The sequence below is a fragment of the Massilia phyllosphaerae genome (assembly GCF_034659755.1).
Classification (GTDB): domain Bacteria; phylum Pseudomonadota; class Gammaproteobacteria; order Burkholderiales; family Burkholderiaceae_D; genus Telluria; species Telluria phyllosphaerae.
Window position 1 is genome coordinate 999,678 of the sequence record NZ_JAXSQX010000002.1, and the last position, 14,363, is coordinate 1,014,040.

A 14,363-nucleotide genomic window follows, 5' to 3' on the forward strand; every position below is an offset into this window, starting at 1 on the left:
CATTTCTGTTCAGCTACACTGTGCCGGCGCTTCTCGACGCCGACAAGAACAAACAAGGAGATGCAGATGCGAGTCCCGAACATGCATGCGCGCCGCGCCGCCCTGGTGGTGACCATCGGCGCCCTGACCGCGACACTGGCGCCGCCGGCCCTCGCGCAAACCGTGCCGGATGCAGCGCCTGGGTCTGCATCTGCGTCTGCGAAACCAGCCGGCACCGTGGTAATCACCGGCACCAAGAGCAGCACCGAATCCGACCGCGTGATCGCCGCCAAGAGCAAGGTCTTGTCGCGCAACTACGCGTCCTCGTGCGCATTCATGGGCAGTCCGAACGCGGCCGAGGACGACGTCGCGCTGGCCTATATGCGCGACTTCGGCATGGATGGCGGCATCTCCGACGATGCCGAGCATTTCTCGGTCCTGGCGCCCGATGGCAACGTCAAAAACGTGAGAGACCCAAGTTCGCTCACCGGTCTGAACGATCCCGCCGGCGATTCGTCCAGAAACGGCCTGGCGACGCCGTCGATCAAGTGCGGTTCGGCCGACCGCCGCTTCGCCGCCGGCCGTCAGCAGATCCTGCAGAAGGACAAGTCGCTGGCCGAAGGCTTCGTCGCCCTCGATTCGCGCGACTACCCGCGCGCGCTGCGACTCCTGAGCACCGCATGGAACAAGATCGGCTACGATGAAGCCGGGCTGGCGCTGGCCAAGATGCACTTGTACGGCATGGGCACGCCGAAGGACACCGGCCAAGCAATCGTCTGGCTGCGCAAAGTGGTGGACGGCCGCTTCGACCCGATGCGCGATCGCATGAAGTTCAATCCGAAAGAGCCGCAGCTGATGAGCGAGAAGGTCGAGGCGGCTTTCATGCTGGCGCGCATCTACGAACGCGGCATCGGTATTCCGAAGAACCCGGGGCAGGCGTTGACGTGGTACGGTAAGGCCGCCGAATTCGGCTTCGTGCCGGCCCAGAACGTGCTCGGCCAGGCCTGCGTGGATGGCTACGGCGGTGCCCCCGATGGCCACAAGGCGGTCGGCCACCTGCAGGCGGCAGCCGAGGAAGGCTACGTGCCGGCCCAGTACAACCTGGCCAAGGTTTACTACAATGGCGACGCCGGCGTCGCGCGCGACCTGAAGCAGGCCGGCGCCTGGTTCAACGCCGCCGCCAGGGCCGGCTACCCGGCGGCGCTGTTCGCGGCCGGCCGCATGTTTGACATGGGCGAAGGCGTGCCGGCCGACCAGAAGCGCGCCATCGTCTATTACAAGGAAGCCGCGGTGAAGGGCGACCGCGACGCCGAATTCGCACTCGCCACCTTTTTCTACGACGGCGAAGTGGTCGAGAAGAACCGCGCCACGGCGCGCAAGCTGTTCGAGGCGGCGGCGAAACAGGGCCAGGTCGATGCCATGTTCAACCTCGGCGCCATGGAACTCAACGGCGAAGGCGGTCCGGCCGACCTGGCCATGGCCTATGTCTGGCTCAACCTGGCCAAACAGGCCGGCCACCCGCAAGCCGACGCCGCGATCAAGGCGGCCGCACCGAAGCTCAGCGCCCAGGACCGCGCAAGGGCCGACCAGATCCTGAAGCCGACGGCGAAGTCCTGAGCGGCGGTCTACAATGGCAGCCTCACCATTGAATGAGGCTGTGTTAAAGATGAAGCTGCGCGAATTTGGCAAGAGTGGACTGGCCGTCCCTGAAATCGGCCTCGGATGCTGGCAACTGGGCGGTGGCTGGCGCGACGAGTGGGACGACGCGGTCGCGCGCCAGACCCTCGACAACGCCTACGCCGCCGGCGTGCGCTTCATCGATACCGCCGACGTCTACGGCGACGGCGCCAGCGAGCGTTCCATCGGTCAATTCATCCGCGAGCGCCGCCCGGAAGGCCTGGTGGTCGCCACCAAGCTGGGCCGCGCCGGCATCTACCCGGACGGCTATACCAGGGAATCACTGCGCGACGCCACCCTGCGCTCGATCGAGCGGCTCGGCATGGAAGCCCTCGACCTGACCCAGCTGCACTGCGTGCCGACCGAGGTGCTGCGCCAGGGCCACGTGTTCGACTGGCTGCGCGAGCTGCAGCAGGACGGCCTGATCAAGCGCTGGGGCGCCAGCGTCGAGTCGGTCGAGGAAGGCATGATCTGCCTGGAACAAGATGATCTGGCCTCGCTGCAGGTGATCTTCAACATCTTCCGCCAGAAACCGGCCGAGGAGCTGCTGCCGCGCGCCGCCGCGCAAGGCGTCGGCATCATCGTGCGCCTGCCGCTGGCCAGCGGCCTGCTCGGCGGGAAGATCACGCGTGCCACCACCTTCCGTGCCGACGACCACCGCAACTTCAACCGCGACGGCGCCCACTTCAACGTCGGCGAGACCTTCGCCGGCCTGGAACTCGAGCGCGGCATCGCCGCCACCGAGCAGGTCGCGGCGCTGGTGCCGCCGTCGATGACGATGGCGCAGATGGCGCTGCGCTGGATCCTCGATCATCCGGAAGTCTCGGTTGTGATCCCCGGTGCCAGTTCGCCGGCGCAGGTACAGGGCAACGTCGAAGCATCGAATGTCGCGCCGCTGCCGGCCGAGTTGCATGCGGCGCTGGCGCAGGTGTATCGCGACAACGTGCGCGAGTTCATTCGCGGGCCTTACTGACTTTCCCTAGAAGCTGTAGGCCTGCTTCATCTGGGCGTTGTCCACCTGGCGGAAGCCGTCCGCATCCAGTACCCAGGCATCCAGGTACTGGTTGGGCGGCACCAGCGCAACATTGCTCGACGCCAGGTAGCCTGTCAGTGCCGCATCGTTGAACGGTGAAGTGTTGCCGAGCTGGAAAGGCACGTAGAAACTGCCGAGGTGATTCGGTAGGTAGGCCTTGGGTTTCAGGATCGGCAGCGCCAGTGCCGCCACCGGCTGGCCGCCGGCGCCGATCCACACATCGGCGGCGGGCAGCCCGGCATCGGCCATCGCCTTGCGCAGGCTGTCGAGTGGCTTGCCGTAGTTGATGCCGTCGGTGATGCTGTCCGTATCGAGATCCTGGGGCGCGCCGGAATTGGTGACGAAGAAGGTCAGCTGGCGCGCGTTGGGCGTTGTGACGGTGAACAGGTATCCGCGGTTGCCGCCGCCGTTGGGAAAGTCTTCCGCCACGCCGCCGCGCAGGTTGCCGGCAGCATCGGGCGTCGGCACCTTTTGCAGTTCGATCGGGTCGTGCTGCTCGGGATTGGTTTCATGGGTGCCGCTGTGGTTCCAGCGCACCACGCGCATGGTGACGTACTGGTTGAGCACGATCTTTTCGCCGCCGTAGACGGCCGTGCACTGCGATGCGGGCACGCCCAGCGCCCGTGCCTGGTAGCAGGTGGTGCGCGAACCGACGATCGGCGCCCGGGTGATCTTCGCCCAGTACGGCGTGTCGAAGCTGTGGTCGAAGTGGCTGTGGCCCGTGATCAAGAGGTTGACCGGGCTGCCGGGTCCGCTCTTGAGCACGGTGTAGAGCCGGTCGACCGCCGCCTTGTCGATCGGCCAGGCGGCCTTGGTGGTGGCCAGCCCGCCGCCACCGCCGGAAAAATAATCCTGGGGGATGCGCGTGGTGTAGCCATCCATCAGGATGTTCAGGTTGCCGATCTTGAAGATCCAGTTCGAGATACCGAACCAGGTCATGCGGACCTCGACCGGTGCCACGCTGCCGGTATCCGGTACCAGCGGGCCGCCGGGGGGCGGACCACCGTGGTTGTCTCCATCGTCCTTGCCGTGGCACCCCGCCAGCGCAAGGATGGCGCCGAGCGCCGCTGCGGCCAGCAGCTGCTTGCCAATCCAGGCCATGTCTTGTCTCCTCGTGATCTGTCGTCCTTGTTCGACAATTCACGATACGGAGATATCCAGCCTCGACTTTGAGAAAGGCCAATACGGCTGAGCACCGAAGCGCTCAGCCGTAAGGCTCACCCATCAGCAGCCCCCGAGCTTCAGGCGCTCGACCTCGAGACCGAACAGCGGACGCAGACGGGTACCGAAGACGTTGCCGGCAAACGCGGCCACCAGCCACAGCCAGCCGTGCAGGCTGCCCGACACGATGCCGCTGAAGTAGGCGCCGATGTTGCAGCCGTAGGCCAGGCGCGCGCCGTAGCCCAGCATCAGCCCGCCGGCCACGGCGGCGATGAAGGAGCGCAGCGGCAGGCGCCACACCGGGGCATAGCGGCCGGCCAGCGCCGCGGCCAGCATGGCGCCGAGCACGATGCCGACGTCCATCACCGAGGTGACGTCGTGCGTGACCGGGGCGGCCAGCGCGGCGGCATTCGCCTTGGTGCTCCAGAATGCCCAGCTGGCGGTGTCGATGCCCACCGCCGCGGCGGCCTTGGCGCCCCACAGCGCGAACGCCGAGGTCACGCCCCAGGGACGGCCGGCCAGCGCCAGCGTCGCGAAGTTCAGCAGCACCAGCGCCAGCGCGCCGGCCACCAGCGGCCACGGGCCGTTCAGCCAGCGCGAACCGGCCACGGGACGCAGTTGCGACGCCACCAGGCGGCCGTGGCGGCGCTTTTCAACCACGACCGTGACGGCCGCGATCAGTGCGAACACGACCCAGTTCAGGGCCAGCGCCGGCACCAGGCCGAGCGAAGTCACCATCGACACCGGCTTGAGTTGCGGCAGCGAAGACCAGAACGGCATGTGGGCGGTACCGATCAGCGAGCCGACGATGAAGGCAATCAGCGTGACGATCATGCGCGTGCTGCCGCCGCCGACCGTGTACAGCGTACCGGAGGCGCAGCCGCCGCCGAGCTGCATGCCGATGCCGAAGATGAAGGCGCCGACGACGACGGAGGTGCCGGCCGGCGACACCAGGCCGGTGACCGGATTGCCGAACAGCGTGCCGTTCGATAAGGCCGGGAAGAACAGCGCCACGCCGACGGCGAGCATCAGCATCTGCGCGCGCAGGCCGGCGCCGCGGCCGTCGGCGATGAACACGCGCCAAGCCGAGGTGAAGCCGAAGGCGGCATGGTAGAGCGACAGGCCGAGCAGCGCGCCGACCACGTACAGGGCGGCCAGTTTGGCACCGACGTTCTGGGCCAGGTACCAGGTGCCCAGCAGGATGAGCAGGATGGAAATGCCGAGCGGCGCCGGGTTGATGTCGGCGCGGCGCGGCAGGGGTAAGGATGCAGTATTGGACATTTGAAGCATCAACACGAAAAGACGTAAACCGTTATTTTCGCGCGTTTTCCGGTTTTCTGCTGGCGGCACCCTCATTACGACTTGCCGCGGCGGACCCGAGCCGCGTGACAAAGCGCGCAATTTGCGTGCATGGCAGCTTGATATGCTGGAGATAATTCCATGACATCGACAAGCGCCATGATCCACCGTATTCCACGCGCCCTCCTCGCCAGCCTCCTGCTGGCCGCCTGCGGCGCGGCACACGCGCAGGCTTCCGCATCCGCACCGGGGACCTGCGAATACGACCGCGTACGCCTGCTAGCCCTCGATCGCCCGGAATTCGACCAGGACATGAGCGGCGGCTGGCGCCCGCTGGCCGCGAAACCGGGCTGCGCGCTGGCCGCCGCCGACCTGCTGCGCGATTACCGCCAGGCCCATGCCGACGAGGACGGCATGCTGTATTGGCACGAGGGCCAGCTGCGCGCGAACGCCGGCCGCTACGAAGAGGCGATTCCCCTGCTCGAACATGCGCGCAAGCCTCCCGGTACGCCCGACAAGGCCGGCTGGAACTCGTACGTGGATGCGACGGTCGCCTTCCTGCGCCGGGACCGGGCGGCACTCGAGCGCGCCCACACGACGCTGGCGGCCTACCCGCCGACGACCGGAGAAGGCGTGCCGGAGGTGAAAGACGGCTACCTCGTGCTCGACATGAACGGCGGCGAGCAACGGCGGGTGCGCTGGCCGCTTAACATCGAGGTGGTCGAGTGCCTGGAAAAATCCTTCGACAAACCGTACACCGAGGCCTACAGCAACGACTGCAAGACGAAGTAAGACGACGTGAAGCCTCCGTACGTCGTCCCCGACTGCGCAGGGACAACGGTATTCATTCCACTACCGCTTCTTCTTGCGCCCCGGCCGCCTGTCCTCCATCCCCGCCTCGTCCACATCGCTCGATGCCGACTTCGAGCGCTGGTACTCGACCTCCCCCGCCTCTTCCGGCAGCGCCGGCCCGGTGTAGATCACCGCCACGTCGGCCAGCGCACTGGCGCGGTCCTGCCCGAAGCCGGACAGCGACGTCAGTTTCAGGTAGCGCGCCGTCACGCCGGTATCGAAGGCCACCGTCTGCGGATCGAAGGTCGAGCCCAGCACCGCGCGCTTGACCTCGCGCCAGGCCTGGCCGTCATCGCTGACCTGGACCAGCCACTCGCGCACGTCGCCTTCGTGCTCGCGGTGGTTCTGGCGCGGCATCAGCACCAGGCCCTTGAACGGCACCGGCTGTGCAAAAGCGACCGTCAGCTCGGGCTGCGGACGGGTCGTCTCGCCTTTGGCCACGCTCACCAGCGAAAAGGTATTCGGATCGCCGTCGATGGCGTTGGCGGCATCCGGCCAGCCGCTGGCCTGGGCGCCCAGCTTCTTCATCACGCGGGTATCGAAGAGCACCGCGCGGAAGGCGGCGGGGTCGATCGCGGTCCGCGGCCGAAAGGCGCCGCCGGCCATGTAGGCCAGCACCGACTGGCGCAGCTGGCGCGCCACCGGACGCTGTTCCAGGCGATTCTCGAGGTCGAGCGTCGACACCATCAACCGCCCCTGGCCGACGCGGGCCTCGAACAGCGTGCCCAGTTTGTAGTTGCGGTTCCAGTCGTCGATCGGCTGCACGATTGGCTGCAGGCCGCGCGGCAGGCGGTCCAGGTTCATGGCGCGGGCGCCGCTCACCAGTTCGGTCCACTGCCAGTCGAAGTGTTCCGCGGTCGGGAAGGCGGCCAGCGCCGGGTGTTTGTTATCGATCGACAGGCCCAGCATGCGGCCCCAGCCCGGGTTCATCAGGCGGTTCCAGAATACCGGCACGTCGGCCAGCGGCGGCGAGGTCCAGTCGAGGTCGGCCTTGCGCGGCATGTACAGCACGTCGCCGCCGGCGTTCAGGCGCGCCTCGGCTTCGGGCCAGGAATGCGTGACCAGCACCGAGGGCGGCGCCTGCACCGGCGCCGCGTCAGGATACAGCCAGAAAGTCCAGTCGTTGGCGATCTTGCCGCCATCCAGTCCCACCACCAGCTGGTAGCGGCCGGGCGCCGGCAGGCCGGCCAGCGAGGCCTGGATGCGGCCCAGCGCCGTGTTGTGGCCGACCGGGATGTCGCGCGCGTCGAAGCGGCCGCTGCGCACCGCCTTGCCGTCCGCATCCTCGACGCGCCAGTACGATGCCGCATGCGCCAGCGGCGCGGCGCCGTAGTGGGCGATTTCCACCGGCACGTCGAGGCTGTCGCGGGTGGTCATCACGTTGCGCGTCAGGCGCGCCAGCGGCACTGTCTCGCCGTTGAAGCGGCGGAACGCATCCGGCGTGGCGTAGCCCTTCGATTCCCAGAAGGTGTCGAGGATGCCGACCAGCGCCGTGCCCTGCCCCAGGTAATCGTGCAGGTCGAGCAGCTGGTAGCCGGACAGGCCGCGCGTGCGCAGCGCCGCCTCGATCTCTTCCTTGTAGCAGATCAGCTGGTAGTGGCCCGAGGCGAGTGCGAATGCGCGGTTCCGGTCCAGCACGCCGTGCTTCTCGGCCGAGTCGCGGAAGATCTCGTAATTCCCCGGCTGCAGGTATCCGGTGAATTTCTTGATGATGCCGAAGTCCGGATAGGCGACCCACTGCCCGGTCTCGTGCGACAGTACCGGCACCGAGATTCCCTCCAGCGAGGCGGAATAATCGCGCCCGAACCAGCCGGTCTTGTTGCGCAGCGGCTTGGGACCGATGCGCTGGATGGCGAGGTAATCGGTGCCCTTGTCGACCTCGGGCACGCTCGGCTCGGTGTGGCCGGTGCCGTTGGTGTACAGGCGGCGCGGATCCACGCTGCGGTAGTGCGCGATCCACTTGTCGAAGGATTCCTTCCAGCGTCCCGACGGTTCGTTGCTCGGGCTGAGCATCAGGAAGGACGGGTGGTTGCCGTAGGCGCGGATCATGCGCTCGGTTTCCTCGTACAGCATCGCTTCCAGCGGCGAGCCGGGCGAGATGTTGTTCCACATGCCCGGCTCCGGCTGCAGGTAGACCCCGACCTCGTCGGCCGCCTGGAACGCCGCTTCCGGCGGCGTGAACGAGTGGAAGCGCATGTGGTTGATGCCCCAGGCCTTGTTGATCGTGAAGATCTTCTTCCAGTACGCCACGTCGGTCGGCGGGTAGCCGGTCAGCGGGAAATCGCCGCCGTGGTGGGTGCCGCGCATGAAGGTCGGACGGCCGTTGACCAGCAGTGCCGTGCCCTGGGCCGCGATCTGGACGAAGCCGAACGACAACGCGCGCGCATCGTCGGCACCGGCGCCGCGCAAGGCCAGCGTCATCTTTTGCAGCACCGGGTGGAATTCGTCCCAGGTCCGGGCGTTCTTCGGATACTGGACGCGGAATTCGGCGCTGCCGCCCGCCTCGGTCCAGGTCACGGGCACCTGCTTGCCGTTGGCGACGACGACACCGCTGCCGGCCTTGCCGCCGCTGTTCCCGATGCGCAGCTTCACCAGTGCGCTGCGCCCGGCCACGTCCGGATAGACCTGGGCATCGTCGATGTACACCGGCGTGGTGGCGCGCAGCGACATGTTGCCGACGATGCCGTTCCAGCTCATGCCCAGCGAATCGGAGACAGCATGCGAATCCGGCCGGTACGGCAGCAGCAGGCGGCTGTCGACACGCACCGCGACATGGTGCTTGCCCGGGGAGAGCGTGCCCAGTTCGTAGTCGTGTTCGGCGACCAGGCTGCGCACGCTGCCGACTTCACGGCCGTCGACCCAGACCGTCGAACCCCAGCGCGGCCGCTCCAGCCGCAGCTGCACGCGCTTGCCCTGCCAGCCGCGCGGCACCTCGACCTCGCGCGCGTACCAGGCGGCGCCCAGATAGTGGCGCGGCGGCTGGCTCAGGAAGGGCACCTTGACCTTGCCCGGGGCGGTGTAGGCCTTGTAGTCCTCGCGCAGGTCCCAGCTGCGGTCGTACAGCGACAGCACCCACGGCGTGCGGGCGCTGATTTCGTCGCCGTAACCTTGGGCGTTGAGGATGCCCGGCAGGCGGATGCGGTCGGGCAGCGCGCCTGCCATCCAGCCCTGGGCGACGCCCCGGTCGTCGCGGTCCAGCGCGAACTGCCAGTCGCCGGCCAGGTCGATCACGGCGGCCGTCGGCGCGGCCTGCACGGCGGTGGAAACCAGCGCGAACGCCAGCGCAAAAGTGAGCAGTCGGGGGGTCTCGGTCATTGTTATCGTTCCTGCGTGTCATGACGGCAGCACAGGGAGGCGGCGCCGCAGCCGCGTCAATATAAAGGAAAAGCCGGGCAAGCAGGCCCGATGGAGGCCCGCCTGCCCGGTTGCGCTGAAAATACTCAAGCCGGTGAGCGGTAAGGGACACCGGCAAACTGGTCTCTCGTTCGGCTAGTGCGCCGATTCCGGGGCCTGCTCGACCGTGCGCCTGGCCAGCAGGCCTTTCGCGGCCAGGCCGGCGACGATACGCTGCACGGCGGCGGCGCCGCCATCGGCAAGGTCGGCTGCCGTCGTCGGTAGCGCCAGGTCCGGCCGCACGCCGACTGCCTGGAAGCCGAAGGGACGCGTGCGGCTGGGTGCGAAGCCGTCGCGCGCCACCAGGTCGAGCAGTCCGGCCTCGTCGATCTCGCCCTCGCGTAGGACGGTGCCGTTATCCAGCACGTTGAAATTTTCGCTGAAGCGCACGCCCATGCCCGACACCGGCAAGACGAAGCCGGTGGCGGCCGAGTCGAGGCCGCCGCCGGCACCGATCGTGCGTTCGCCGGCGGTGACCGCACCGGCCGCCCACAGCCAGGCCGCCATGAACTCGCCGCCCGAGCGCGTGCCGGCATCCGTCCACACGACGAGCGGACGGGGATGGGCAATGGTGCCGCACGACGGGCCTTCCGGCTGCGCCACCAGCTTGAGCCGGCCGGGCGTGCTGCCGCGGACCACGTCGAAGGTGCGCGGCAGCGGATTCGGCGTCAGCGCACGCGCCAGCAGGCGTGCCTCGCGGGCGAAGCCGCCGAAGTTGCCGCGCAGGTCGACCAGCAGCAGGTCCGCCCGCGCCGCCAGTGCATCGACCTGCGCCAGACGCTTGCGTACCACCGCGCAGAAGCCGGCCAGCATCGGCCCGTCCCCGTTGGCGCCGCTCGCCTCGGCGGCCTCGACGGCAGCCTTGAAGTCGCGGTCGTATTGCGACGCAAACGCGCCGAAGCGGACGATGCCGACACGGTAACCGTGCGCGTCGACCAGCGGCGGCAGGTCGGCACGTTCGAGCGCTTGCGCCAGCGCAGCGCCCCCGACCTTGCCCATCGGGCGGTAGTCGAGGGCGACGCTGTAACTGACCCCGTCCCTGCCGCGCAGCGTCAGGTGCAAGGTTTTACCAACCCCACCCAGCGCATGGTCGGCCGGGGTACCGACGCCCAGCTTCAGGGCCGCCTCCGCCATGCGCGAGCGCGGGTTGCCCCCGAAGGTATGTGCCGCCGCCTGTTCAAGCCAGCGCGCCGCGGGCTGGCCGTCGATGGCGAGCACCTGTTCGCCATCCTTGACCTGGGTGACGTTGTCGTCGATGTGGCGCCACACGCTCATGCTGCCGTCGCTGGCGGTGCGGAACAGGACGCCCGGCGTTTCCGGCGCCCCGGCTTGCGCGCCGGCCAGCGCCACGTGCTGGTCCTGCAGCAGGCTCAGGGCATCGGCCAGCGCCCGGGTATCGGCCAACGCCGGCATCGCGCCCGCATGCCACAGCGGCACGCCGGACTGCACATCGGCCGGATAGGCCTGGCGGTAGCGGTCGACCCAGTCCAGCGAAGGATAATGGCTGACCAGCCGCGCACGCAGGAACTCGGCGTCGGTCGGTGCGGCGTCGGTCGGGGCGGCCGTGGCCGGCGCGGCGATGGCCGCGAGGCAGAAGGCGAACGTGCTGAGTTGGCGGCGAGCTGGCATGAAATTCGTCCCGAGGTCGGGAAATGGTGAGTGACCTTCACTCTTACGCAGAATCCATGCCAGGCCCGGAACCGCAGCTTTCCCGGGCAAGGCCCCGGCTGGCGGATGTTCGCGGCCGTCCGGGCACGTCCCGCCGGACGGCTCGGCGCCGCATCGCCGCATCGCCGCATCGCCGCATCGCCGGTCAGCAGGATCATCCCCGCAAGCCGGGTGCGCAGTGCATCACGGGCGCTCGTAGAATTCCGCCTCGACGATCGACAGCGCCCCCTTCGGCGTGGCCTTGCTGCCGGTATCCACGTTGGCCTGGTTGGCCACCTCGGTCAGCTTGATCGCCCCGCTCTGGTCGATGACGCCGTCCAGCACGATGCGCACCTGGCTGCCCTTGCGCGCTTTCAGCGGCAACGTCACGTAGCCCAGGCTCTTCGGGGTGCTGCCCTGCCAGACCTGTTCGCCGTCGACGAACACGCGCAGCGGGTAGCTGTTTTCGCGCCAGCCCGCCAGCTTCAGGTCGATCTCGAACAGCTCGGCCGGACGCGCCAGCGTATAGGTGATGGCGGCGGCGCCGTCGCTGCTGGTCCACCTGGTGGTTTCGTCGTCGTCGATACTCATGTTCGCATCGGCGCCGTTGCTGGCCGCCTCGACCGACGCCACCGGTACCGCGACGCGCGACACGCGATACGACGGCGTGGCCGGCGTCGGCCCGCGCTCCAGATTGAGCGGCAGCCTGGGAGCCGGCGGCGCCAGGCCGTCCGTGACTTTCACGGGGGCCGAATCGATGGTCAGCGCTGCCGGCGCCAGGCCGTCGGCACTCGCGCGCACGGTGATCCTGCCGGGCTGCGTGGTGCTGCGCACCAGGACGCGGTTGACGCCGCCCTCGACCGGCAGGTCGCGCGCCAGGATATGGTTGTCCGGCCCCTGGGCGATGCCGCCGCGCCATTCGGCCGGGCCCTGCAGGTCGAAGCGGACGGTGTCCAGTGCGACCGGATTGCGCTGCCCTTTGGCGTCGACGACCTCGACCTGCAGCAGCGCCAGGTCGGCGCCGTCGGCATACAGCGGGTGCGGCGCCACCACGCGGGTCAGGCGCAGTGCCGCCGGCTTGCCGGCGGTGGCCAGTACGGCTTCGCATACCGGCTGGCCGGCGGGGTCGTAGCCGACCGCCTTCAGCTCGCCCGGCTGCCACGCGACCGCATCGAAGGTGAAGAGGAACCCGTCGCGCTTGCGCGCGGCACCGACATCCTTGCCGTTCAGGGTCAGGCGCATCGAGTGGGCGCTCGACACCACGTGGACAGGCTTGACGGTGTCCGCCGCGTAGTTCCAGTGGCCGACGATGTGGGCGCGCGGGCGCTCGACGTCGACCCAGCCGTCCCACATCACCTGGTGCGCATACCAGGCATCCTTGGGAATACGCATCGCGTCGACCTCGCCGCTGCGGCGGTAGTTTTCGGCGCCGCGGTGGTGGGTATTACTGTCCGAGAACACGATATTCACGCCGCCGCTGGACACGCGGGTACCGGTGCCCGGCCGGGCGCGGTAGTAGTCGTTCCAGCGCGCCACGTCCTCCAGCGTGAAGCTGTCCTGGTTGCGGTTGTAGGCGGCCGCGCTCTGGCCCTTGTGCAGCGGGCCGTCGCCTTCCTTGTGCCCCGGCGGCGTGAGCTCGTCCCAGAACTTGCGCGCCGCCTCGTCGCGTGCGTACTCCATCGCCCACACCGGCATGCGTGCGCTCTTGTTAATATAAAGCATCTCGCCGCCGTATTCGGACACCGCCTGCAGCGCGCTGCTCAGCATTTCGCGGCTGCCCGAGGCGCGTCCGCCGAAGGGGTCGAACCGGTCGCGCAGCGCCTTCATCTCGCGCATGTGCTCCAGGCTCACGCCCTTGTTGCCGCTTTCGTAGAACACGATGCTGGGACTGTTGCGGTTGTAGACGATGGCGTCGCGCATGGCGACGATGCGCTGCTCCCAGCGCTTGCCGCTGACGTCCGCTTCGGCATCGCCCGCCGGCATCGCCTGCATCATGCCGATGCGGTCGAGCGACTCGACGTCCTGCTTCCAGGGCGTGATGTGCATCCAGCGGATCAGGTTCGCATTGCTGGCCAGCGCCATGCCGTTGCCGTAGTCGCTGAGCCAGGCCGGCACCGACATGCCGATCGCCGGCCATTCGTTCGAGGTGCGCTGGGCATAGCCGTGGATCTGGATCGCGCGGTCGTTGAGCTTGACCAGCCCCGCGCCGAACCCGGTCTTGCGAAAGCCCGTGCGGGTGGTGACGCTGTCGACCGGCCTGCCGTCGACCTTCAGCGTGGTGACTACTTCGTACAGGTAGCCGTAGCCCCAGCTCCAGAATTGCAGGCCGTTCACCCTGGCGCTTGCCTTGACGGTGGTGGTGGCGCCGGCGGCCAGGTTCTCCGCCGGGGTCGAGAAGCGGGCGACGCGCTTGCCGTCCTTGTCGCGCAGCTCGACCTCATAGGTAAAGGAGCGTGGCTGCGCGCCGTCGTTGCGCACCTGCGATTCGGCCCACACGGTGGCGCTGCGGCCAGGGATGTCGAAGTCGCGCGCGTAGACGTAGACGCCGGTGGTGCCGAGGCTCGCGTACAGCGGCAGGGTCTGGTACAGCGCTTCGGTGACGTGGAGGCGCACGTTCTTCGGCAAGCCGCCGTAATTGGCATTGAAGTTCTTGTCCGACCACTGGTACTTCTGGTTGCTGGCCTGTTGGCGATACTCCCAGCTGTTATCGGTACGGACCGCGATGACGTTGTCGCCTGCTTGCAGGGCGCCGGCAATCTCGAAGCCGAAGGCATTGATACCGTTGTCGTGCAGGCCGATGCGCCTGCCGTTGACCCAGACCTCGGCCGCCTGGCGCGCGCCTTCGAATTCGACGAACACCTTCTGGCCCGGCTTCAGGTCCGGCAGCCTGAAATGCTTCCGGTACCAGGCGATCCCGGTCGCGTGCTCGGTGATGTCCTTGGCAAAGGCGTCGTCCTCGTTCCAGGCGCGCGGCAGCGTCACCGCTTTCCAGGCGCTGTCGTCGAAGCCCGGCCCGGCGGCGCCGGCGGGGTCGCCGACCAGCAGCTTCCAGCCCGGATTGAAATCGTAGAGCGCTCTTTCGGCCCTGGCCGGCAGCGCGGTCGCAGCCAGCAGGCCGGCGAACGACAGCGACAGGCACAGCGGGGCGAGGCGTGGCTTCATGGGCATCCTGGTGGAGTTCGAAGGGTCCACTAAAATATTAGCAGGCCGCGTCGGCCCCGAAACATGTCCTGCGATCAACATCTTGATCGTTCGCGTTCCCATTGCCGGCACCCGGGTTTCGCCATGGCGCGCTACAATGCGGCTTGACCCTGTCGCAAGA

Annotated in this window: 8 protein-coding genes; 3 read left to right on the top strand and 5 right to left on the bottom strand. The window is 68.1% G+C overall.

Features of this window, described 5'->3' with window-relative positions; genetic code table 11:
* Positions 1-66 precede the first annotated feature (66 nt).
* A complete protein-coding gene (locus U1H99_RS12425) occupies positions 67-1,596 on the top strand; it encodes a tetratricopeptide repeat protein (RefSeq protein ID WP_323142043.1) in 1,530 nt (509 codons plus the stop codon).
* Positions 1,597-1,645: 49 nt separating this feature from the next.
* Positions 1,646-2,629: an aldo/keto reductase gene (locus U1H99_RS12430; RefSeq protein ID WP_323142044.1), complete on the top strand. Its 984-nt coding sequence runs from the start codon at positions 1,646-1,648 to the stop codon at positions 2,627-2,629.
* 6 nt (positions 2,630-2,635) lie between these two features.
* On the opposite strand, the gene U1H99_RS12435 is transcribed toward U1H99_RS12430, so the two are convergent.
* Positions 2,636-3,790: an MBL fold metallo-hydrolase gene (locus tag U1H99_RS12435; RefSeq protein WP_323142045.1), complete on the bottom strand. Its 1,155-nt coding sequence runs from the start codon at positions 3,788-3,790 to the stop codon at positions 2,636-2,638.
* A 123-nt stretch (positions 3,791-3,913) separates the two neighbouring features.
* Positions 3,914-5,131, bottom strand: a complete 1,218-nt coding sequence (locus tag U1H99_RS12440) for a YeeE/YedE family protein (protein WP_323142046.1) — start codon at positions 5,129-5,131, stop codon at positions 3,914-3,916.
* Positions 5,132-5,290: 159 nt separating this feature from the next.
* Between U1H99_RS12440 and U1H99_RS12445 the strand changes: the two genes are divergently transcribed.
* Positions 5,291-5,941, top strand: a complete 651-nt coding sequence (locus tag U1H99_RS12445; RefSeq protein ID WP_323142047.1) for a hypothetical protein — start codon at positions 5,291-5,293, stop codon at positions 5,939-5,941.
* Between the two features lie 60 nt (positions 5,942-6,001).
* Here the strand turns inward: U1H99_RS12445 and U1H99_RS12450 are convergent, their stop codons facing one another.
* The 3 genes from U1H99_RS12450 to U1H99_RS12460 form a co-directional block, all read right to left on the bottom strand.
* On the bottom strand, positions 6,002-9,316 hold the full coding sequence (locus U1H99_RS12450) for a DUF8487 domain-containing protein (protein WP_323142048.1): 3,315 nt from the start codon (positions 9,314-9,316) through the stop codon (positions 6,002-6,004).
* 174 nt (positions 9,317-9,490) lie between these two features.
* Positions 9,491-11,023: a S41 family peptidase gene (locus U1H99_RS12455; protein WP_323142049.1), complete on the bottom strand. Its 1,533-nt coding sequence runs from the start codon at positions 11,021-11,023 to the stop codon at positions 9,491-9,493.
* 222 nt (positions 11,024-11,245) lie between these two features.
* A complete protein-coding gene (locus tag U1H99_RS12460; RefSeq protein WP_323142050.1) occupies positions 11,246-14,203 on the bottom strand; it encodes a glycoside hydrolase family 2 protein in 2,958 nt (985 codons plus the stop codon).
* Positions 14,204-14,363 lie beyond the last annotated feature (160 nt).